The 23,040-nt window shown below is 69.5% G+C and carries 18 protein-coding genes; all 18 read left to right on the forward strand.

All coding sequences use genetic code 11. The features are described 5' to 3' along the window. Positions 1-905: 905 nt before the first annotated feature. The gene (locus AB0447_RS27635; protein WP_366479525.1) at positions 906-1,517 is read left to right on the forward strand and encodes a hypothetical protein; all 612 of its coding nucleotides are present in this window, start codon (positions 906-908) and stop codon (positions 1,515-1,517) included. A 46-nt stretch (positions 1,518-1,563) separates the two neighbouring features. Then, positions 1,564-1,983, forward strand: coding sequence for a hypothetical protein (locus tag AB0447_RS27640; protein WP_366479526.1), 420 nt, complete (start codon positions 1,564-1,566; stop codon positions 1,981-1,983). A gap of 590 nt (positions 1,984-2,573) precedes the next feature. After that, on the forward strand, positions 2,574-3,182 hold the full coding sequence (locus AB0447_RS27645) for a hypothetical protein (RefSeq protein ID WP_366479527.1): 609 nt from the start codon (positions 2,574-2,576) through the stop codon (positions 3,180-3,182). Further along, positions 3,176-4,078, forward strand: coding sequence for an ATP/GTP-binding protein (locus AB0447_RS27650; protein ID WP_366479528.1), 903 nt, complete (start codon positions 3,176-3,178; stop codon positions 4,076-4,078). The genes AB0447_RS27645 and AB0447_RS27650 overlap by 7 nt, the downstream gene beginning before the upstream one ends. Positions 4,079-4,112: 34 nt before the next feature. Further along, positions 4,113-4,793, forward strand: a complete 681-nt coding sequence (locus AB0447_RS27655; RefSeq protein ID WP_366479529.1) for an SAF domain-containing protein — start codon at positions 4,113-4,115, stop codon at positions 4,791-4,793. Between the two features lie 3 nt (positions 4,794-4,796). Further along, entirely contained in the window at positions 4,797-5,666 is an 870-nt protein-coding gene (locus tag AB0447_RS27660) for a hypothetical protein (protein WP_366479530.1), read from the forward strand. Then, positions 5,659-7,236, forward strand: coding sequence for a CpaF/VirB11 family protein (locus AB0447_RS27665; protein WP_366479531.1), 1,578 nt, complete (start codon positions 5,659-5,661; stop codon positions 7,234-7,236). Before AB0447_RS27660 ends, AB0447_RS27665 begins: the two co-directional genes overlap by 8 nt. Then, complete coding sequence (locus AB0447_RS27670) at positions 7,233-8,153, forward strand: type II secretion system F family protein (protein WP_366479532.1); 921 nt, start codon at positions 7,233-7,235, stop codon at positions 8,151-8,153. The genes AB0447_RS27665 and AB0447_RS27670 overlap by 4 nt, the downstream gene beginning before the upstream one ends. Positions 8,154-8,158: 5 nt before the next feature. Continuing rightward, complete coding sequence (locus AB0447_RS27675; protein ID WP_366479576.1) at positions 8,159-9,046, forward strand: type II secretion system F family protein; 888 nt, start codon at positions 8,159-8,161, stop codon at positions 9,044-9,046. Positions 9,047-9,073: 27 nt separating this feature from the next. Then, positions 9,074-9,262, forward strand: coding sequence for an LPXTG cell wall anchor domain-containing protein (locus AB0447_RS27680; protein WP_307710847.1), 189 nt, complete (start codon positions 9,074-9,076; stop codon positions 9,260-9,262). Between the two features lie 39 nt (positions 9,263-9,301). Further along, positions 9,302-9,724 (forward strand): TadE/TadG family type IV pilus assembly protein, encoded by a 423-nt coding sequence (locus tag AB0447_RS27685; RefSeq protein WP_366479533.1) that lies wholly within the window; start codon positions 9,302-9,304, stop codon positions 9,722-9,724. Next, the gene (locus AB0447_RS27690; protein ID WP_366479534.1) at positions 9,721-10,167 is read left to right on the forward strand and encodes a TadE/TadG family type IV pilus assembly protein; all 447 of its coding nucleotides are present in this window, start codon (positions 9,721-9,723) and stop codon (positions 10,165-10,167) included. The genes AB0447_RS27685 and AB0447_RS27690 overlap by 4 nt, the downstream gene beginning before the upstream one ends. A 71-nt stretch (positions 10,168-10,238) precedes the next feature. Beyond that, positions 10,239-10,628: a pilus assembly protein TadG-related protein gene (locus AB0447_RS27695; protein ID WP_366479535.1), complete on the forward strand. Its 390-nt coding sequence runs from the start codon at positions 10,239-10,241 to the stop codon at positions 10,626-10,628. 6 nt (positions 10,629-10,634) lie between these two features. Beyond that, entirely contained in the window at positions 10,635-14,237 is a 3,603-nt protein-coding gene (locus tag AB0447_RS27700) for a LysM peptidoglycan-binding domain-containing protein (protein ID WP_366479536.1), read from the forward strand. Positions 14,238-14,849: 612 nt separating this feature from the next. Beyond that, positions 14,850-16,076 (forward strand): type I-U CRISPR-associated RAMP protein Csb1/Cas7u, encoded by a 1,227-nt coding sequence (cas7u, locus tag AB0447_RS27705; RefSeq protein ID WP_366479537.1) that lies wholly within the window; start codon positions 14,850-14,852, stop codon positions 16,074-16,076. Positions 16,077-16,080: 4 nt separating this feature from the next. Beyond that, complete coding sequence (csb2, locus tag AB0447_RS27710; RefSeq protein WP_366479538.1) at positions 16,081-17,565, forward strand: type I-U CRISPR-associated protein Csb2; 1,485 nt, start codon at positions 16,081-16,083, stop codon at positions 17,563-17,565. Further along, positions 17,562-20,594, forward strand: a complete 3,033-nt coding sequence (gene cas3u / locus AB0447_RS27715; RefSeq protein WP_366479540.1) for a type I-U CRISPR-associated helicase/endonuclease Cas3 — start codon at positions 17,562-17,564, stop codon at positions 20,592-20,594. The genes csb2 and cas3u overlap by 4 nt, the downstream gene beginning before the upstream one ends. A gap of 2 nt (positions 20,595-20,596) precedes the next feature. Further along, the gene (locus tag AB0447_RS27720) at positions 20,597-21,670 is read left to right on the forward strand and encodes a hypothetical protein (RefSeq protein WP_366479541.1); all 1,074 of its coding nucleotides are present in this window, start codon (positions 20,597-20,599) and stop codon (positions 21,668-21,670) included. Positions 21,671-23,040 lie beyond the last annotated feature (1,370 nt).

The raw sequence follows: 23,040 nt of genomic DNA on the forward strand, positions 1-23,040 counted from the left end.
CGCTGCCCGAGGCGCCCGTACACCGGGACCGCGTACCGGACTCCGTGGGCGCACCTTCTATGGCTGATGCTGAAGTCGGTGTGGAAGCTTGTCAGGGGTTGGGAGGTGCAGCTTAGAGAAGGCGGGCTCCCTTGCTGATCCATACCGTCGAGTCATACTGCCGGGGTCCTCAGGCCTCCGAAGAGGACCCTGAGTGAGCTGGAACCACTGCGGTGCCAACGTTGCGTCAGAGACCGCAGACGTCCGCCCGGTTGATGCACATGGTTGCTCTTTGTTAAGAGACCGCCGAGTCTGTAAGCGTCTGACCTGCGACGATGCGGTACCGCTATGTGTCTGGCGAACACACTTGGGGGGTCAAAGTGTTAACGCAGCGCCGACACATTGACCCAAAAATTAAGCCCACCTTAATCATTTGGCAGGCTGGGCGCCTCACGTGAATCCGCAGGTCGCAGCGTTGGGCCGTTGCTGGGCGAGCCCCTCGACAGGGCCAGGCGAATCGGCAATGTGTGTCGGCCAGGCATGCCAAAATGAAGCTGGCCTTCATTTTTGGCTCGGACGGACACCAAGGATGAAGCCTGGCTTCATTTTTCCCTTCCCCGGGTCGGCCGAGCGGGAGTCGGGTCGCCGAGGGTGGTGCAGTACTTAAGCCCAGCTTTAGTTTTGGCTCCACCTCACGCCAGAAAGGAAGCTGAGCTTCACTTCTGGCGCATCTCGGCGGCGACTCTGCGACACGCCGTCAGAACTTAAGCTCAGCTTCAGTTTTGCGATAGGGTCGCCCGTGCCTGAACACCAGAGGAGGCACAGTGACACCTGAACCGCCGGCGCGATCCCCGCGCCGGCCCCAGAGTCCCCCACACCTTGGGGAGTCCCAGGGCGATGCCGTCTTTGAGGACATCCTCGGGCTGTTGGCCAGCCATCTTGGCCCGACGCCCGAGGTCATCCCACGTACTGCCGCGGGGAGAGGCCGACGCGGCGCGGCGAAGGTCAACATCCAGATCGAGATCCCACCAGAGAAGCCGCCCACCACGCACACCATGGCTGGCGACGCTGGGTACAGCCTGACCAGCAACTGGTTCGCGCAGCGGCTGGCCCAGCTGATCGTGGCGCGGCGTGTCTCGAGTTCGCAGCTGGCCGTGTTCCTGTACGTAGCCGCAGCCCAGAAGAAGGGCACCGGCATTACCTCCTACACGCAGCAGCAAGTCACGGACGGCCTCAACGAGCTCGCCAAGCAGGATCCCAACGCCAAGAGAATCACCCGTCCAACTGTCAACAAGGCGGTCAAGACGCTGTGTGAGTGGGGATGGCTGGAGAATGCTGGGTACGGACGAATCCGGCTCAACGTGACGCTGTGGTTCTCCGGCAACAGCCTGGAGCAGAAGGAAGTGCTTCAGGAGATCGCCACCGACCACGGCACCGCCCCGGACGCATTTCCGCACAGGATCGGTCCTCCTTCCATCCCGGGTCAGCAGGTGCTCGACTTCGAGCAGGCGCCCCAGCCCAGGGAGGCGGCAGGGTGATACGCGAGCGGACCCAGCCACGACGTGACCAAGGAGAGACCACCTGATGCCCAAGCCCGTGATGTCCCCGCTTGTGACCGAACGCATCTGGGCCCTCCCTATCGGGGCCGCAGCGGTCAAGTTCCTCTCCTACCTCGTGTACAGGAGCCAGCCCGGCACTGGGGCCCTTCCTTCACAGAAGGGGATGGCCGCCGAATACAACGTCTCGCCCGCAGCCGTGAACCAGTTGCTCAACCCGCTCTTCGAGCTGAACATCGTCCTGCGCACGCCCAGCGAACGCAGCAAGAAGACCAACCGGTACAACCTTCACCCCCTGGCGGCGCGCTACGAGAGCCCAGAAGCCATGGACGAGGCCTTTGCACAGGCCCTGGCCGACATGAAGGCGGGCCGGCTCGCCCCGCTGAACCTGCCGGAGTACCGGGCCGTACCTCCGAGCGAGGGCCGCCCCGACCTCCGGGTTGCTTAGCTCGAAATACAGAGAGGGCCCCCGCCTCGCGGCGGGGGCCCTCTCATGCCTGAACAACAGATTGGCGTCATCATACGACGTCGGTCCGGATCGAGTACAGCGCACCCTCATGGCATCTGCCAGCGCCGGGACGTCGGAAACTCCAGCTCGCCTGAAGAGCAGCGCGAGGCGAAGGCCCCGAGGTTGTGTGTGGGGGCAACGGACCCACGGGGTGATCCCTGGTCATGGTTGTGCGGATTTCCAGCCGATTCGTTGCCGAAAACAGATGCCTCGATGGCGGAAAGCGTTTGTGCAGATCAGTCGACAAAACGCCTTACTCGGTCAGGAGCTGAAGTTGGTTCCTGCTCCCGATTCTCAGCACTGCTGGGCGGAATTACCGTCCTCCCTCCCGGGCGGGCTTAAATGTCCCGTTTTGTCCCTCTCTTGAGTCTGTGAACTGCGCTAACTTCTTTCGATGTTGGCCAAACACTGCGTAACGTAGGGGGACAGTCCGGCCAGTTGTGACGGTTGAGCTTTGCCCCACGACAAACGAGGAGCGATCCGCGCCGGTCGACGAGGACTTTCTGTACTACGGGGAGGTAGCGGTACCCATGACACGACCTCAGCGGCGCCGTCGACACGGCTGGAAACGCATGCGATCAGTCCCCGTTATCCTCGCAGCCTGCGCATTTGCCGCCTCGGCCTGCACATCCTCCGGCGAGACCGAGAACAACAAGACGCCTTCCGTCGTCCCCACCGTCAGCACCACGCCCAGCCAGGAGCAGGCTGACCCCACTGAGGCGGCCAAGGCCGACGTGGTGAAGGTCTACGCGATGTACTGGAAGGAGATGGTGCGCCTCTTCGCTGACCCGAGCGCCAACACCAGCGATAGCCTCAAGCGGTACGCGGCCAGCGAGGCGCTGAGCAAGGCAGAAACCAGCGCAGCCAACCTCAAAGCCCGCGGGCGCCAGCTGGCAGGACAACCCATCATCGGCAATTCCGCGGTCACAGCCGTTGCTCTCGACCGACAGGTTCCCAGCGTCAAGCTCTCCAGCTGCATGGACGTGTCGAACTGGCACCTCATTGAGAAGGCCAACGGACAGCCAGCCCCCGTTCCCTCCGAGCGGCTCGTCAAATACGTCGTCGTCACCACCGCCGAGAAGTGGCCCGACGGCTGGAAGGTCATCCGGGACGAACCGCAGGAAGGTCAGCCGTGCTGACCCAGTGCCGCACCATGGCGTTGGCCGCCGGCCTCTTTATGCCCCTGATGGTGTGCTCCCCCGCCGAGGCGGACCCTAAGGAAGGCTGCGACCCTCAGTGGCTTTGCATTGGCGTCGAGAAGCCGGGCACGCCCCCTGACTCTGGGAAGGGCGGCAAAGGAGGCGGCGGCGGAGGAGGCGGTGACGAAGGAGGCGGTGACGAAGGGGGAGGCGGCGGCTCCGACAATGACAGCCGCTGGACCTGCACGTACACGCTCGCTGTCCAGCCCCCGCCCGGTTCTGAAGACTGGGAAGGGGCCAGCCCGGATGACGGCGCGTTCTACCTCGTGGATTGTCTGGACCGCGAAACCGGTACTCGCGAGATCAGGAGGGTCTTCCTGGCTGACCCGCCGACGGGAAACGGCCCACCGCCAGTCAACCCTGCGGTCCTTGCGCAACGGGCCGTGGACAAGATGCTGCTGAGAGGACCGCAGATCGGCATCACACCCAAGCCGGGGGGTACCGGAGTGGTAGGCATGCCGGTCTACATGTGGACCACAACAGGCCCGGAGACCTACGGCCCGAACACGGCCTCGGCGGCTGCCGGCGGCATCTCGGTTACCGCCACCGCGAAGGTCTCGAAGATCGTCTGGAGCATGGGTGACGGCAAGACGGTTACCTGCACCACTGCTGGCACGCCCTACAGGCCTGAGTACGGCAAGTCGCCTTCCCCGGATTGCGGGCACCGCTACGACAGGCCGTCCTCTACCACCAGTTCCGGCAAGTACCACGTCACCGCAACATCGACCTGGTCGATCGATTGGCAGGTCACCGGCGGCGCCCAGACCGGCCAGCTCGCCGAAGTCCGCACCAGCTCCGTGGACATCACCGTTGCCGAAGTCCAGGTCCTCAACTAGCTCCCTCCTCAGTACTTCGAGAGGCACTTCCCGCATGGAAACCCCCGCGCCGCCGGTGCCGCGCCAGGCCGCTCCGGCACGCATTGAGGTCCCCATCACCACCACAGCCCCGGTCAAGCGGGAGCGTCGCTGGTCGGTCGCCGCCCTGTGCATTGTCCTGGCCGTCGTCGCCGGGCTTGGCGCGGCCGCGGCCGTCACCTCGGCCGGCGACCGCACCAAGGTGCTGGCCATTGCCCGGGACGTTCCCGCGGGCCAGGTGCTGACCGCAGCCGATCTGATCGTCGCGGAGGTGAGCGCGGACGCCGCTCTCACCCCTGTGCCCGCGGCGCAGAAGGCGTCCATGCTCGGTAGGAGGCCAGCCGTCGACCTGCGCAAGGGCAGCCTCCTCACCGCATCGCAGCTTGCTGCCGGTACCGGCCTGGGCGATGACAAGCAGCAAGTCGGTGTCCAGGTGAAGCACGGTCAGGCTCCGGTCGGCACACTGGCTCCCGGGGACAAGGTCCTCGCCGTCACCACGCCCGCCCAGGGCGAGCAGCAGACCGGCAAGGCCGAGGCGCCGCCGTCGACGATCAAGGCTGTCGTGGTCACCGTCTCACGCCCGGACGCCTCCGGCGCCGTCGTGGTGAACCTCGCTGTCGGAAGCACCGACGGGCCTCTGCTGGCCACCCGCGCGGCCCAGGGCCGCATCGCTCTCGTGCGCGAACCGCGGAGTTGAGCCATGCCCGTCACTGCGCTCATCTCTGCGAAATCCTGCGGCGTCACCACCGCCGCCCTTGCCCTCACCCTCGCTTCGAAGCGGCCCAGCCTGCTCGCCGAGTGCGATCCGGCCGGCGGCACGATCAGGGCCGGGTTCCTCCAAGGCGAAGTCGGCGCCGGATTCGGCCTCTACCACCTGGCGGCCGCCGAGCGGACCGGCCCGGACGCCCTCGCCCAGGCCTTCGCCGGCCACCTGTGGCCGATGGATGAGGCCGGGCACCGCAAGCTCCTGCCCGGGCTGACCGATCCGGGTCAGGCCGCGGCACTGGGCCGGACCTGGCCGACTCTGTCGGAGGTCATGCACGTTTTGGCGGAAGAGGCCGGCTACGACGTCTTCATCGACGCCGGCCGCCTGGCTCTCGAGTCCGGCCGCCTGCACACCACGATGACCCCGGCGCCGCTGCTGCACCATGCCGACCTGGTCCTCCTCGTGGTCCGCGGCACCGAACAGTCCCTGACCCTGGCCCGTCACGTCATCGAACCGCTACGCACCGAGCTGGCCGAACGCGGGTCAGGGGCCGATGCGTGTGGGCTGCTGCTCATCGAGGACGGCCCATATCGGGCCCACCAGGTCGCCGAGGCCCTGAAGACTCCCGTTCTGGCAGCCCTGCCCTTCGACCCGAGTACCGCCGCGTACTTCACCACTGGCGGCCGGCCGCCCCGCGGCTACGGGCGCAGCCCTCTCCTGCGCCATGCCCGCACCGCCACCGAGCAGTTCGAAGCAGCCGCATCCCGTCGGCAGGTCCAGCAGCTGTACCCGTCCAGGGCCGCCAACCCTCAGCTGGCCGGCGTTCTGCAGCGCCTGGGCGAGAAGGGAGGAGCGCGTGGCTGACACTCAGCAGCGCCCTGGTCTGGGCGGCCCGCCAACGGGGATGGGCCGCGAGGACATCGCCGGCCTGCTCACCGGACGCATCGGCCAGCGCCGCCCGGCCATTCCTGCTCCGGCCCCCGCGCAGTCGGCGGCACCCGCCGCTCCTGCGGCCGTCGCCGAGGCAGGCGTGGGTGGTGCTGCAGACATCCCTCGGCTGGCCGGCCTGCCCGGGGAGATCCCGGTTCCCTGGGACGTCGTCGAGGACCTGCAGGCCTTGGTGTCCACGCAGCTCAGCGCCGAGGACCCCGACAAGCTCTTGGAAGAGGCCGACCGGCGGGCGCTGGCCCGGCGGTTGGTGCGCAACGCTGTCGCGGACTGGGCCACCAAGTACGCCCAGGGCAACACCCCGCTCACAGCCGAGCAGGAAGCCGCGATCGGCACCGCCGTCTTCGACTCCATGTACCGGGGCGGTCGCCTGCAGTCGCTCCTGGACCAGGACGGCGTCGAGGACGTCATGGTGGACGGGCTGCGGGCCCACGTGGAGTTCCACGACCGGCCCCGGCAGACGATCGAGAAGGTTGCGGACTCCCATGAGGAGCTCATCACGTGGGTCAACCGCATGGCGCGCCTGTCGGGGCACGGTGAGCGTTCCCTGACCCAGGCCACCCCCATGGTCGGCTTCCGCATGCCCGACGGCTCCCGTGTTACCGCCTCGCTGCTGACCACCCGCCCGTCGGTGGTGATTCGGCGGCACCGGATCCGGCAGCACGGCATCGCCGAGCTGGTGCAGTGGGGCTCCATCAACCCGATGCTGGAGCGGTTCCTGACCGCCTGCGTGCACGCCAGGATGAACATCCTGGTCGTCGGTGACATGGGTGCCGGGAAGACCTCGCTGCTGCGCGCGCTCGGCCGGGAGATCCCGCCCTCGGAGCGGCTGGTCACCCTCGAGTCGGACCGAGAGCTCTACCTGGACGAGCCCGGGCCCAAGCCCGGCCCGGTCACCTACGCCTTCGAGGCCCGCCAGTCCAACGGAGAAGTCCGCGGAGGCAGCGCGGCCGGCGAGGTCACGATCAGCGACATGTTCGCCACCGCGTTGCGTTTCAACGCGAACAGGGTGATCGTCGGCGAGGTCCGCTCCACCGAGATCGTGCCGATGTTGCAGGCCATGTCCGCCGGCGGCTCCGGATCCATGTGCACTTTGCACGTCCGGCGCCCGCACGCCATCATCAGCCGCCTGGTCCAGCTGTGCACCGAGGCCGGCATGCAGACCGAGGCCGCCCACCACCTCATCGCCTCCTCCATCGACGTCGTCATCTACCTCACCTACCTGGACGAGACCGCGATCGGCGGCCAGAAGCACCGATTCGTCTCCCACATCTACGAGATCCACGACGTCGTCGGCGAAGGCGGCCGCCCAGTCACCACGGAGCTTTTCGCACCGCAGGCCGGCGAGCCCCGCGCTGTCTACAAGAACATGCCCACCTTCATCGACGACCTGGAACTCACCGGCCTGATGCGACGGCAGTGGCTCACCGACAACCCCTTCGGCGCCTGGATGGGGCCGCTGCAGACGGTGAGGCCCCCAGCATGACCACCAACCAGCTCGCCCTGGTCGCAGCGTGCTGCGCCATCCTGGCCCTCGTTGCGATCGTCGCCGCGGTACGGGAGATCCGCGGCCGTTTCCCCGACCCGGCCAAGCCGAAGTCCCGGACGGCCGGCCGGGTCCAGCGGGCGAAGGCGGAGCTGCCGGAGAAGTGGCAGCGCCGCTGGCGCCACCTGGTCACCACCGCCGCCGTCGTGGCCTTGGTCGTATGGGCGTGGACCGGCTGGCCCGTGCACGGCATCCTCGCAGGCGTCGCTGTCCTCGGCCTGCCCTACGTCCTCAACCCCGGCACCGCTGCCATCCAGCGCATCGAACGTCTGGAGGCACTCGGCCAGTGGCTCAACTACCTGGCCGGAGTCCACCAAGCCGGCATCTCCCTGCCGCAGACCATCCGCGCCTCCGCCAAGGCAGCTCCCGCACCGATCGCGGCGAACGTGCGGGCTCTGGCCGACCGGCTGCGCGCGGGTACAGAGGCCGAGGACGCGTTCGCGTTGTTCGCCGACGAGCTCGCCGACGGCGTCTCCGACCACGTCGTCCTGCTGTTCCAGTCCCACGCCGTCTACAAGGGCCCCGGCCTCTCCGATGCACTGGAGGCCCTGGCAGTCACGATCCACCAGCAGGCCGCCGACGCCCGCGACATCGAGGCCGACCGCGCGAAAGTCCGCAAGAGCTCCCGCATGGTCTCCGTGGTCATCTGCGTGATCGTCGTCGGCTGCATGCTCAACGACGCCTGGTCCGGCTGGTACCAGAGCCCGCTCGGGCAGATCGTGCTGGCCGTCCTCGGCGGCCTCTTCGCGTACACACTCCGCTGGCTCCGGAAGATCGCACGGACGCAGCCCGACCCCCGCCTCATCGACCCGCTGCCCCCGACCACCCAGCCCACCATGACGGGAGGCAGCCGGTGATCCCCATGGAGGCCGTCCTGCCGGCAGCCGCCGCCGGCGCCCTGATCGGCCTGGCCGTCCGCGCCCTCCTGCCCGCCCGCCGCGACCTGGCCTCCGCCCTGGACCGCCTGGACGTCAGCAAGACCAGCGGGCCCCTCCTGCCGTCCGCCGCCCCCAAGACCTCCGGCACGCTGCCCGAACGGGTGGGAAGCCGGCTACTCGGCGAGTTCGGCGGCCGCATCACGCTGCCCACCCGGGACCTGAACCTGCTGAGCATCAGCCCGGCCGAGCACCTCGGCAAGAGGTTCCTGTTCGCCCTCTACGGGCTGCTGCTTCCGCAACTCCTCCAGGCCCTGCTCGCCGTGGCCGGCAGCCCGCTGCCGTTCGCGATGCCCGCACTCGTCTCCCTCGCCCTGGCCGGCCTGTTCTGGCTCTGGCCCGGCAAGGAAGTCGCCCGCGACGCGGCCGCAGCCCGCCTGGTCGTACGCCACGCAGCCGCCTCCTACCTCGAGCGCGTCGCGCTGGCCCGCATCGCCAACAGTGGTGCCGCGCAGGCCCTGACCCAGACCGCAGAGGTCGGCGACGGCTTCATCTTCGTCCGCATGCGGCAGGTCTTCCACCAGGCCGACCTCGCCGGCGTCACCGTCTGGGACGCCCTCAAGCAGCTTGGCGAGGAACTCGACATCCCCGAGCTGACCCGCCCAGCCGACACCCTCGCCCTCGCCGGCGACGGCGCGGCCGTCTACACCACCCTCCAGGCCCAGGCCCGGCAGCTGCGCATCGCGCTGCTCTCGGACTCGAAGGCCCAGGCCAATGCGGCGAGCGCCGCGATGGTCCTGCCGGTCACCGCCGGCGTCATCTTGATGCTCGTCTTCGTGATGATCCCCATCACGATCACCATCCTCGGAAGCTGAACCAAAAGAAGGGGGAGACACCCACCCATGGACATCCAGACCCTGACCGTGTGGATCCGCGGCCGCTACGAAGCGCTCAAGGCCGGCAAGGACGCAGGACAGACCTCCACCGAGCTGGCCCTGATTGCCGGGGCACTGCTGCTCGGCGCCGGCCTGCTGGTCCTGGCCATCCGCACCAAGCTGATGGAGAAGATCGGCATCATCAACGGCGGCTGACCGGCACCAGACACACGAGGCGAAGGGAGGACACAGGCGTTGAAGGCACGGATGCTCCGCCGCTGGAGCGCGGGTCGCAGCCGCCGCATGCGCAATGACCGCGGCTTCGGCAGCGTGGAGTTCGCGGTCTTGGCCGTGGTCGTGCTCGCGCTGATCCTCACCTGCATCCAGGTCGGCCTGTACTACCACGCACGCAAGGTCGCCCAGTCCGCCGCCCGTCAGGGCGTCGAAGCCGGCCGGCAGCTCAGCGCCGGCGAAGGCGACGGCGTCGCCCAAGCGCAGACCTTCCTCGCCCGCTTCGGCGGCAGCGTTCAGGGGCCGAGCGTGTCGTCGGCCGGCAGCACCGCGCAGGAGATCCGGATTACCGTGCGCGGCAGGGTCGCCACCCTGGTCCCTGGCTTGACGCTGGAGGTCATTCAGCACGCCGACGCACCCGTCGAGCGCTGGACGGCGGCACCATGAAGGCCCGCACCGAGGCGCGGGGTTTGCGCCGCGACCGGGGCTCGTACGCGGTGGAGACGGCGATCCTCGCACCGGCGATGATCGCCCTGCTCCTGCTGATGATCGCCTTCGGGCGGGTCACGGACGCCGACGGCGCAGTGGACTCCGCAGCCCGAGCGGCGGCCCGCGCGGCCTCCCTCGAACGCGACGCGGGCAGCGCGCAGTCCCAGGCACAGGCCGCGGCCGACCGCAGTCTGCAGGGCGAAGGCATCACCTGCCGGACCTCCAGCGTCGTTGTTGACACCTCCGGCTACGCGCTCGACATCGGCGTGGAGGCGAACGTGACCGCGACGATCGCGTGCACGGCAAACCTGTCCGACATCGGGCTGCCCGGCCTGCCCGGCGCCAAGACGCTTACCGCTTCCTGGACCAGCCCGATCGACACCTACCGGGGGCGAAACTGACCACCCGAGCCCACCGCACCGTGGCGCGGCGGCGTGCGGCGCTGGCCCGACGCCGCCGCGACCGCGGCTCCATGTCCCTGTTCTTCGCGCTGTCCACGCTGGCGATCTTGATGGTGATGGGGTTGCTCGTCGACGGCGGCGGCGCGCTGAACGCAGCCAACCGGGCCACCTCCGTTGCACAGGAGGCAGCCCGCGCCGCCGGTCAGCAGCTCGACCCGGCCCAGGCGATCGAGGGCACCGCCATCACCATCGACCCGGACGCGGCCATGGGGGCAGCCCAGGACTACCTCGCCGCCGCCAACGTCCAGGGCACCGCCCAGATCACCAACGGCGGACAGAGCCTCACCGTCACCGTGAACGACACCTACGACACGCTCTTCGCGCAGTTTGTGGGCAAGGGCACCATCAACGTGACCGGCACCGCGACAGCACGACTGCAGACCCAAGCCGCTGGAGGCTGATCCGACATGGCCCACCGCACCCCCGCCCCACTGCGCGCCCTCGGTGCCCTCCTGCGGGCCCTGTTCGGACTCGCCGTCCTGGCCGCCCTGATCGTTGGCGTCCCCTACATGCTGCTGACGGTGGGCCATCAGCCCACCGAACTCTCCGGCTTCGACCAGCTGCTGGAACAGGACGACGGCACCCTCTTCCTCGTCGCCCTCACATGCATCGGCTGGGCCGGCTGGGCATCCTTCACCTTCTCCGCCCTGGTGGAGATCATCGCCCTGCTGCGCCGCCGCTCCGCACCCAAGATCAAGGGGCTCGGCAGCCTGCAGTCGCTCGCCGGATTCCTCATCGGCTCGATCGTGCTGCTCGCCCCCACCGCAGCATCGGCCGCCACCCCGGGGCCGGCGGTCGCGGCCGCTGCCGTACACACGATGGGGGAGGCCAGCGCCAGCGCAGCACCAAGCGCGACAGCCGCATGGGCCAGCGAAGTCGACTGGCCCCGGCACACTGTCACCTCCACCACCGAACTGCCCTGGGACCTGGCAGAGGAATACCTCGGCGACGGCAAACGCTGGAAGGACATCGCAGCCCTCAACCCGGAGATCCCGCAGCTCGCGGCAGGCGACCAATACCTGCCCAAGGGCGCCGTCATCAAGCTGCCGGCCGATGCCCGGCCCGTCGCCCCGGCTGCGAGCAAGACCCAGGTGCCCGCGCAGCAGACCGGCGGACAGCACCACGTCAACGACCAGCCCCAAGGCGAGAGCGATGCCAGCTCCGACACGGGCAGCTCGGCCAAGCGGCCGGACAGCGTCACGGTCCGCGAGGGCGACAGCCTCTGGACGATCGCCGACGCACACGGAGACCCGGAAGAGTGGCGGGCCATCTACGAGGCCAACAAGGGAGAAGCGCTGCCCGGCGGCGGCCGCTTCAACAACCCCAACCTCATCTTCCCGGGCCAGGAACTGGACCTGCCCCACCCGGACGCCGCCGACATCGAGACGCCGGACAAGCCCCGGGACACGCAAGGCGAGAAGACACCGACGCCCGAAACGACGCCCGGCAACGAAACTGGCAAGGACCTCGAGGCCAGCAAACCGGCGCCGACCGCGACCCCCGCGCCCTCCCGTACGGAACAGCCAGCACCGAGCAGTACCGCCCCCGCCCCCAGCAGGACCCGGGCCGCAGCGCCCACCCCGCCGTCCAGCAGCGACACCTCCCTCGCTCCGGTCGCCGTGTGGGCCGGCGCCGGCGCCCTCGCGGCCGCACTGGTCGGCACCCTCGCGACCCGCCGGATCCTGCAGCAGCGCCGCCGCCAGCCCGGCCGACGCATCCCCATGCCCACCGGCAGCGCCGCCGCCACGGAGCAGGGTCTGCGCTCGGTCCAGCACCCCAGCGGTTTCGACCTCCTCGACGCGACCCTGCGCACCCTGGCCCTCAACCTCGCCGCCGCCGACCGCGACTTGCCAGTGGTCACCGCAGTGGTGCTCCACGAGAACAAGGTCGAACTCCACCTTGACCAGGACACCGCGCCGATGAAGCCCTTCTCGGGCACCGCCGGCCGCACCGACCTGTGGACCTGCCCGGCCTCGAGCCCCGACCTCGCCGACCACGACGCCCTCCAGGGAGCGGACGCCCCCTACCCGGCCCTGGTCTCCCTGGGCTGGGACGGCGCCGGCCGCCTGGTTCTCGTCGACCTGGAGCACGTCGGCGTTCTCCACCTGGACGGCGACGCCGACCACGCCCGCCACGTCCTGCAAGCCATCGCGGTCGAGCTCGCCAGCACACCCCTGCCCGGCCACCTGGAGATCACCGCGCTGGCCGACACCGCCGCCGGCCTCGACGACGCAGCCCCCGAACGCGTCGCCCGCACCGACACCCTCGTCGACGCGGTCGCCGCACTGACCAGCCACACCGCCGACCAACGGCGCGCCCTGGCCGCGCTCGGCGCACCCACTCTCCGCACGGCCCGCCTCCAGGAAGACGCCGGCGGCTCCTGGACGCCCCACATCCTCCTCGCCGCCGAGCTCCCCGAAGGGGACCAGACCGCGGCGCTGCTCGACCTGATCACGGCCCAGCCGCGGGTCGCCGGCGCGGTGGTCACGGCCAGCGAGAACGCCCACTTGGAGCCGGAGGAGGGCTGGACCCTGCACTGCGCGGGCCCGGACGAGACCATCGTGCTGCCCGGCTCCGGTCTGCCCATCAAGCTCCAGGGCCTGTCGGACCAGCACTTCGCCGACGCGATCGAGCTGCTCACCCTCTCCGCCGCCGACGCCGACGTACCCGCTTGCGACGAGTGGCTGGACGGCCTCCTTGACACCGGCGAGCAAGGGGAAGAGAACCCGGCTGAGCAAGACCAGGTGGACGCGGACGAGGAGGACCCGTGGGACGACGCTGAGGAGAGTAGCGACGGCGAAGCTCCGCAGTCGGCGGCCGGTGCCGACGAGGACGGCATGCCGGACGAGTACGCCGACGTCGAGAGGGAGGAGCTGGAGACCGAGCACCAGGCCGAGACCGACGCCCCCACCAACGAGACGGGCGAGGGGCCCGTCCAGCCCGCGGCCCACATGGCTGAGGCATCCGGCGGCCAGGCCGAGCCCGGCAGCAGCGGCCAGACCCTCGCTGACCTCTTCGACCTGCCGGCCGTTGCCGTTCCCGCCCCGGCAACCGCAGAGCGTGAACTGGCGGTTGAAGCCGCCCCCGTGCTGACCAAGCAAGAGGCCGACCCGGCCGAGACGATCCCTGAGGCCGAGAATCCGGTGCCGGCCCCGGTCCTGGCCCCTCTTCCGGTTCCGGCCCCGGTCCCGGACTCCGTCCCGGTGCCCGCCCCGACCCGCGCCGCTGACGACGCCGACGGCACCGAGGCCACTTCACCGACGGTGCTCCTGCTCGGGCGAGTCGTCATTGAGGGCGCCGCTGGCCGGATCGACTCCAACCGGCAGAGCGCCGCCGTCGAACTCGTCTCGTACCTCGCGCTCAACCCCGGCGCCGACCACCACGCGATCGACGACGCCCTTTGGCCGGGACGCCTGGTCAACAAGCAGATGCGCAACGCCGTCATCAGCCGCACTCGCTCCTGGCTCGGCAAGGACGCCGACGGCGAGGCGTACTTCCCGCGAGTCCAGGACACCGGTGACAGCCGCTACCGCCTCGCCCAGGCCGTCACCTGCGACTGGCGGACCTTCCAGAACTTCGCCCGCGTCGGCCTGGCCCGCCACGACGAGGACGGCGAGCTCGCCCTGCGCCGGGCCCTCGCGCTCGTCCGGGGCCGGCCCTTCGCCGCGATCGACCCCCAGCGCTACGCCTGGGCCGAGCCGGCCGTGCAGGAGATGGTCTCGGCCATCGCCGACGTCGCCTACGAGCTGTCCACCCGCCGCCGGGAGGCCGCCGACTACGCCGGCGCGCTCTGGGCCGCGCACCAGGGCCTCCTCGCCGCCGAGGAGAACGAGCTCCTGCACAGGCAGGTCTTCCTGGCCCACCACGCCGCCGGAGACGTGGACGCCCTTCGTGAAGCCGCCGCGCGGTTGGCCCGGATCAACGAAAGCCTCGGCGGGGGAGTGGACATGGAAGCGGAGACGGCCCAGCTGCTGAGCACGCTGCTGCCGAAGCCGGTCATCCGGCGCTGACGCCAGGCCGACAGCTATCGCCATACAGGCAAAGGCCCGGATTCCCCCGCTGCGAGCTGGGGGGAATCCGGGCCTCGTTACTCCGCTGCGCGTTCTGCTTTGCACACGTCGAAGCGGCCGCCGGATGCGAAAGCGTCGCAAGCACAACCTCCTGCGTGGAGCGTCGGCGCCCGAGTGGGGTGGTTCATGTCACAGCAGAATTTGACCGAGCCGTTTGAATCGGTCGGGCACGCCGAGGCCGGGCCGGAGGTTAAGTTCATCAGGAGCCCATGAGCACCTGCCGAACCAGGGCTGAGGTTGGTTCGGGGGGCACTGGCCAACTCGCCGCACGTAAAGCCGAACTGGGGTCCAGGGCGCTCCCAGTAGGCCTCAGCCCGCCATGTTGCATACGGGGCGACCTGCTTCAATCGGGACTTCGCTGTTCTGTTCGATCGTGGTGCCCGCAGACCTGGCTGACAGCCGCTCACAAGGACGCGGGGCGCACCGTATATGCACGGTCTGACATAGGCGCTAACCGGCCAATGGTGAGTGTTTGCGCCAACCGGGCAGTGCTGCTTCCATGTCGCCATCTCACCGCCCTGACCTGCTGGTTCTGCCAGTGGAGGACGCGGTGTGCGCGGGTACTGGGTGACGACAAAGGGACTTGAAGTGCGGGACATCTACGAGCGGCTGCTTGCCGCGGCGAGTCTGCGTTCGACCGACGGGGCAATCCGCGTCAGCGCGGAGTACGAGCCGATCGGCGGCGACGGGGACACGCTGTTCCCGCCAACCGTGAAAATCAAGGAAACCGATGGCGCCGGCTACCTCGTCGAACCCCGCTACGTGGACGGCGAGAAGGTCGACGTGGTCTGGCTAGACCAGCCGCAGTCGCAGGCCAACCGCTGCGAGCAGGCACTCATGGACGCCATCCGCGACGGATCCACGTACCTTCCACATCTGCTGCTGGTCACCGAGTCCGCGGGTGTCCCCGTGCGAACGACGAACCTGCAAGCGCCCCACCGGTCCAGGGACGCCTACTTCCGGGACGCCGAGGATGCGACTGGTGCAGCCTTCGACAAGACCGAGGCGGGCCGCGCCCTGCGCCAGGCGAGCTCTGAGGACTGGAGCGCCTACCTGCGCCTGGTGCCGAGCGACCTCGCGTACGGAGTGTGGGACTCGCACCGCAAGCGACGGATCCAGGTGAAGATTCCGCGCGCGTACAAGTCGGCGATGATCGGCATCGCCCCGCTGATCGGGGTCCGCGGGGCCGGCCGCGTTGACCCGCTGAACCTGGCCGGCGACACAGTACAGGTGTCCGAATCCGGCTGGACGCCCGTCGAGGGAATCAAGGCGCCCAAGGGCGCCAAGACGGCACGGATGTCCGAGCTCGGACACGGCATGATCCCGCCCTCGGAGGGACTGGGTGGCGTCTCGGTGCGCTCGGTCCAGCGCGAGGCGAGTCTTGCGATGGCCCAGCTGGCCTCGCTGCGCTTCGGTGAAGCCGGTGAGGAGTTCACAGCGGCGGCGCGCGCCCTGGTGGCAGCAATCGCTCTGCTGGGCGACCGGCTGGCCTTCGCCTCCCCCGCGCTGCGCCTGCGCTCAGGCTGTGACCTGGTGCTCGTTTCGGAGCGGGTGCAGTGGGTTCAGCGCGGCCGGGACGGGCGCCCCCAGGAGGAGCCGCTGGCGGTGAACACCGTGCAGGAGGCACTGGCCCTCTTCGAGATCGCGTCCGAGCGGGCGCGCGCGGCGGGCCTGGAGTGGTCCGCCGAGCCGGTGGCGCTGAAGCCGAACGCGAGCCTGCAACAGGCCATCGACAAATCGTTCCTGTCCGACGGCGTCGGCGAGGCAGAGGGCGAGTGACGGCATGCCATTCCGTATAACCGTTCATCTGCTGGACCCCGTCTACCAGGCCTCGACGCTGGACCGTGGCGCGGCCGAATGGCCGCCCCACCCCTACCGGGTGTTCTGCGGCCTGGTGTCGGTGGCCGACCCGAAGGACCCGGTTCAGGACGCCGCCCTCCAGTGGCTGGAACAACAGCCCGCCCCGACCGTGCGGGTGCCCGAACGCACTGCCGAGGCAGCGTCCCCGCGCGGCGCGTGGGTGCCGACCAACGGGGTCGAGAAGACAAAGCCCAGCCACGGGGTGCTGCCCGGCCGGACGGCCGGCGGAAAGCCGAAGGTCTGGCCCGAGCGCACTCTTGCCGAGCCGACGGTGGAGTTCGAGTGGTCCACCGAACCACCGGCAGGCGTCCACACGGTCCTGGAGATGCTGGCGAGGTCTGTGCCTTACATCGGCCGGGCCACCGGCCACGCCTTCGTTCACGCCGCGATCCGGCCCGCCGACGAGGAGAGTGCCCCCGACGAGGGCCAGTGGCAGATCTGGGAGCCGGCCGACGACAGCGACGCAGACCGAGCGGACGCACAGTCCCTGCGCACCCCGTACCCGGGGCTGCTGGCACAGCTGCGGTGGGCTCACGAAGAGGGCCAGAGCGCCTACCAGCAGTCCCGCCCCCACCCCTACGTCCTGCGCGGCACGGTGGCCGAGGACGAAGAACCCGCCGTGGTGGAGGGACCGTACTCGGATCTCCTGTCCTTCGCCTTCCCGCCCGGCTTCTCGCTGGACCCGGCCCTCACCTTGAAGGTCACCGGCGCCCTGCGAAGCACGATCAGCACCCTGCTGGACGAGGCCGGTCACGACGTGGACGCCATGGTCGCGGTCCACGGCCACAAGGCACCCGGCGACGAGCGACGGCTGTGCGCGTTCGTGGCCTACCCGTTCGTCGGACACCACCACGCCGACGGCAGGCTGCGCGGCGTGGGCGTTGCCCTGCCCTCCGACCTGGAACCGGCACACCGCCGCGCCCTTCTGGTCATCCTGCTGCGCGCCGGTGGCGGCCTGGCCGAACTGAACGTCCCGGCCGTATCCCAGCCGATCCCCCTGACCTACATCAGCGCGGGCGCCACACCGACCGACGCCATCCGCACCGTACGGCCGCAGCGCTGGACACGACCCGCCCGCGAGTGGACCACGGCGCTGCCGATGGTGCTGGACTTCTTCCCCAAGCGCCACGGCCGAGAGATCGAGGCCTCGGTGGCCGCCAGCTGCCGCCTCGCCGGCCTTCCCGAGCCCGTTGCCGTAGAAGTCCTGCACTCGGGCGCGTACGCGTCCGGCGCCCCCACGCTCCCGGCGCGCGCCCTGCGCCGCAAGGCCGACGAGCGCCCGCTGCCCGCCCGACACGTCCGCCTGCGATTCGCCCAACCCGTGACCGGCCCGGTGCTGCTCGGCAGCAAGAAGAACTACGGCCTGGGCCTGTGCCTGCCCACCCGCCCGGAGGACAAGCCCGCATGAGCCTCACCCCGGAACACGCACTTCGGCTTGGGGAGTTCCCCGACTTCGTCCAGGAAGTCCGAGGCCACCGTCCCTTTCCCTGGCAGACCGCCTACCTCCACGAGGTCGCCGACCGCGGCAACTGGCCGGACCTGGACATCCCCACCGGCCTCGGCAAGACCAGCATCATCGACATCTGGGCCTTCCTCCTCGCCTGGCAGCACGCTTCCGGCACCCGCCGGACGGTGCCACTGCGGCTGTTCTTCGTCGTCGACCGGCGCCTGGTCGTCGACCAGGCCCACGACAGTGCCCGCACCCTGCAAGACGCCCTCGACACGAGCCGTCCCGATACCGTGACCGGTCGCGTCGCCCGCGCACTGCGCGAGATCGCGGGTTCCGGTTCGGCGCTGGAGAGCGTGCGGATGCGCGGCGGCGTCGACTGGGCCTCGCGCTGGCTGCGCTCTCCCGCCCAGCCGGCCGTCATCACCTCCACCGTCGACCAGTACGGCAGCCGCCTACTCTTCCGCGGCTACCACACCAGCCCCCGCATGCGACCCATCGACGCCGCCCTGTGCGGAATAGACGCGCTCCTCGTCGTGGACGAGGCCCACATCGCCCTGCCGCTGCTCGTCACGGCCACCGACTGCGCCGCCTACCAGGCCACCGCCACCCAGCCCCAGTTCGCCGACCGGGCCGTCAAGGTCGTCAGCCTCTCCGCGACCGCCTCAACCGGCCCCGACCGGCCACGCCACTCCATCACCGACGGCGACCAAACCCACCCCGTCGCCGGCAGGCGCCTGACCGCCCAGCGCCGCCTGACCCTGCTGGACGCCTCTACCGGCGCGAAGGACACCGCCGAAGCCTTCGCACGCGCCGCCGAATCTGCCGTCGACACACTGCTGCCGATCGTGGAACGCCCGGTGATCGGCGTGGTCGCCAACACCATCCGAGCCGCCCGCGCCACCTTCAGTCTGCTGTCTCAGCGCGACGACGTGGACGTGGTGCTGCTGACCGGACGCTCCCGCACCCTGGACCGCGAACGACTGCTCGCCAGCACGCTCGTTACAGAACTCCTCACCGGCGTGAACGCGGAGCGCGTCAGGCCGCTCGTCGTGGTCGCCACCCAGACCGTCGAGGTCGGCATAGACATCTCCTTCGCCGGTCTCATCACGGAGAACGCGGCCCTCGCCGCGCTCATCCAGCGCCTGGGCCGCCTCGACCGCACCGGGGACCTCCACCTCGCGCCCGCCCTCGTGATCCGCGCCAGCACCCAGAGCGACCAGTCCTCCATCCCCGTCTACGGAGAGGCCGCCGAACACGTCTGGAACTGGCTCACCGACCAGACTCCCGCCTTGCCCGCGACCGACCTCGATAGGACCGCCCTCGCCCAGGCACTGCCGGACGGCCTGCTGGTCAATCCGCTTACCCTGCCCGGTCTGCTCGCCGACGTCGACACCACCCTCTTGAACGTGGCACCGCCGCGTATACCCGTGGTGCATCGCACGCTCCTCGACTCCTGGACCCGCACCAGCCCCACCCCTGTCCCCGACCAGGACCCAGCCCCGTTCCTGCATGGCCTGGACACCACCCCCGAAGACGTTCAGGTCCTGTGGCGAGCCGACCTTCATGAGGTCGACGGACGGCCGGACTTTGACCAGTGGATGGTCCGCATGCGGCAGATCCCTCCTCACCCGGGCGAAACCGTCGCCATTCCCGCAGTGCAGCTCCGCCGCTTCCTCACCCGTACCGCGGGCGCGGACGACGCCAGCGACCTCGAATCCACCCCGCCGCCCCATGAACCCGCCCCCGGACCGAAGAAGCAGAAGCAGCCGCGCATGGCGCCGGTGCTGTCCTTCGACGAGGCCCAAGGCGAATGGGTGCCGGTGACCGAAGCGAACGACATCCGGCCGGGCAGCACCGTGGTCCTGCCCAGCCACTACGGCGGCCACGACGCCTACGGCTGGTCCGGCACCCGCGACCTGCCCACCTGTGACCTCGGCGACTTCCCGCCCGCCGCCACCGCCCCCACCCGCATCCACGCGCCCCTGCTCATCCTCCTCGCCGGCGGCGACGACCACCTCACCGAGACCCTCACCAAGACCATCACCCGAGCTGTCGGGCTCCTGCAGGCGGCAGAACAGGAGGAGGCCGTCATCGTCCATAACCTCCTCGACACGCTCCTGGGGTACCTGAACCGGCACACCGACAGCGCGTACGCCGACCTGGCCCGTGACCGCCTGAGCCACCTTCGGACGGTTGGGCAGTGGACCGTGGAGCCCACCGGCCGTACCGAACGCCGAGGACGCATCGTCCTGGACCCCGACGAACCCGCCCGCCTCCTCCTCATCCCCCCACACCTGCCCGTAGGACAGCGAGAACAAGGCGCGGGAGTCGGCGACGAGAGCGCCGACGCCAGCTCCCTGACCAGGCCCGTCCCCCTCAGCCAGCACAGCCTGGCCGTCGCAGACCGCACCGCAGCCTTCGCCGCCGACCTCGACCTGCCTACCAACCTCATCGACACGCTCCGCACCGCCGGCCACGCCCACGACTGCGGAAAGGCCCACAGCAGATTCCAGTGCATGCTGTGCGCCGGCGACCGGCTCCTCGCCGAATCCCTCGACGAACCCCGAGCGAAATCCGGCATGGACCCCGCCGACCACGCCGCACGCCGACGCGCCGCCAGACTCGCCCAGTGGGATCCCGAGATGCGCCACGAAGCACTCAGCGCCCTCGCCGTTACCGCCTGGCTCGAAACCCAGCCAGACCATGCACGCGGAACCGATGATGAACTCCTCATCCACCTCGTCGCCGCCCACCACGGCCACGCCCGTCCGCTCCTGCCCCCGGTCACCGACCCCTCACCACAGGCCGTGACCTGCACCATGCCCGACAACCAGCAGATCACCGTCAACAGCGCCAACATGGGCACCGACTGGAACGGACCCGACCGCTTCCACGCCCTCAACCGCCACTACGGACCCTGGGGCCTAGCCCTCCTCGAAGCCGTCCTCCGCCTCGCCGACATGGCCTGCTCCGAAGAAGGCACCTGACCATGCCGATGCCCACCCACCAGCTCGAACTCCCCGCCCTCTACGGAAGCTCACCCCTTGGCTTCCTCGCCGCACTCGGCACCCTCCACCTCACCACCCACATCCTCGACCAAGCCCCCCGCCTCTCCTGGAGCGGACCCGACGCACCCGCCGTTCTCCACACCCACCACCCCCTCACCCACCAGACACTCGCCGACCTCCTCACCGCTCAGCTGCCCGCCCAGCCCGACAAAGACCCGCTGGCCGTCGCCCCCGGCATCCTCGACCAACCCCGCCACCCCGAACCCGGCTCACCCAACGACCCACTCCAGATGCCCATCGACGAAGCCCTCACCCGGCTCCGCGGCCATGCCAAGGCCGAACGCGACCACGACGACAACCGCGCCCACTGGTTCACCTCACTGATCAACACGCTCAGCCTCACCCCGGGCAAGACCAACATGAAGGAGACCGCAAAGAGCAACGCCACGGATCGCGGTGCCCTCTACACCCGCACCACCCCCCACTTCGGCCGGACCGGCCAGATGACGCTGCCCAACAACTGGACCATCGCCGCCCAGCATTGCCTGAAAGCCCCCACCCACATCCACGCAGCGCTCACCCGCTGGCAGCGAGTCGACGACTACGCCGGCGCCAACCTCGACTACCTCTCCACCGGTGACGCCCACATGGTCAGCCACGGCAAAGCCAGCCAACAGGGCGTTCCGGGCGCCACCTGGCTCGCTCTCCACGGCTTCGCCGCCTTCCGCCTCACCGGCAACACCAACCGACCTGCGGCCACCAATTGGGACACCGCCACCAATGCCCTGATCTGGCCCATCTGGCAATCACCCCACACGGCGACCACCCTCGCCACCCTCCTCGAACACCCCGACATTCGAACCCACACCCCAAGCCGGACCCGACTCCACAACCTCGGCGTCACCGCCCTCTACACCGCACCCCGCACACGCCTCAGAAACGGCGACGGCCCCCTAGAACCAGGGCGCCTCATTCCGACGCAGCTCGACGGACTTCGGAACCCCAAGCCCACCAAGACACGCCGAACCACACGAAGCCAGAAGCCGGATAAGTAGCATGTCCACCATGGCGAAGCCCGCCAGCACTACCCCTGCGGCTCCTGCGGCGCTGGTCGCTCTCCTGGGCCAGACAACCGGCTCCGCAGGCACGCGCCGCGGCACCACTACGGCATCTACAACGATGGCCGCCCGGGCGGCCTTGTCGGGCCATCTCTGCGGGTTCGACCCGCAGCACCACGACGGCACCTTGGTGAGGATCACGCCGGCCGCGATGGCCGCGACCATCTCCGTGGGCATGCCCCGCGGCACCACTGTGGCAGTACGGCGGCGTGGATGTGGAGCTGCGGGTCTTCCCGTCTCGCCTGGCACGGCCTGGACATCAACTGGGCCTCATAGGCCGCGCCGGTGTCCAGGCTGGTCGTGGGCTGAGCTGTTCCTGCGGGCTTCTTCCGTAGCACCACTACGGCGCGATGGGCGTGCCGGTGGCCTGCGTGCCAACTCGGTTCGTCTCTGCGGGTTCATCCCGCAGCACTACTACGGCGTGAATAACGGGGACCTATGGGCCGTCGAGCGCCTCTTCGGTTCACCCCGCAGCACCACTACGGCACCTCCCGCTCGACCACCGGTTGCACCTCGTGGTTCGGCTGTCCCTGCGGGTCCATCCCGCAGCACCACTGCGGCTGGGCAATGGGCCACATGCCGAGCAGAGCCGCGAAGGCTGTCTCTGCGTATTCATCTCGCAGCACCACCGTGGCTTGCTGAAGCAGGAGAAGGGTATGAGCCGCGTCTAGACCTGTCTCTGCGGGCTCCCCCGCAGCACCACTGTGGCCCGTCGGGAGCGATCCGCTGCTTCACCCGGACTCCACCGTCTCTGCGGGTACGACCTGCAGCACCACCGCGGCGTTAGGTATTCGATCAGAGCCGTGTCGTCAGCGGAGCCGTCTCTGCGGGCTTCGTCCCGCAGCACCACTACGGAACCTGGGGCCTGGTCGCCTCCTCGGGCCGGAAAGGCCTGTCTCTGCGGGTTTCCCCCCGCAGCACCACTGCGGCTCGCGGGCGAAGCTGCGGGCCGCGGCGTTGCCAGCTGTCCCTGCGGGTCCACCCCGCAGCGCCACTGCGGCTACATCGTCGCCGGATCCATCTGGACCGTCGGCAAGGCTCCCACCTCTCTCTGCGGGTACACCTCGCAGCACCACTGCGGCTATCAGCAGGTGAACCTCGCTGCCCTGCCTGGCAAGGTCTTTCCCTGCGGGTTCATCTCGCAGCACCACTGCGGCATCGAGGACGTCCTCGTGGAGTCGATCTGGTCGAAGCTGTCCCTGCGGGTTCGTGCCGCAGCACCACTGCGGCATGCCCGCGATTGGGCGGCATCCCGCGGGGCCCCCTGCCCCTGCGGATTCGTCCCGCAGCACCACTACGGCATCTCC

Source organism: Streptomyces sp. NPDC051211, from assembly GCF_040689505.1.
In the GTDB taxonomy this organism is placed as follows: domain Bacteria; phylum Actinomycetota; class Actinomycetes; order Streptomycetales; family Streptomycetaceae; genus Streptomyces.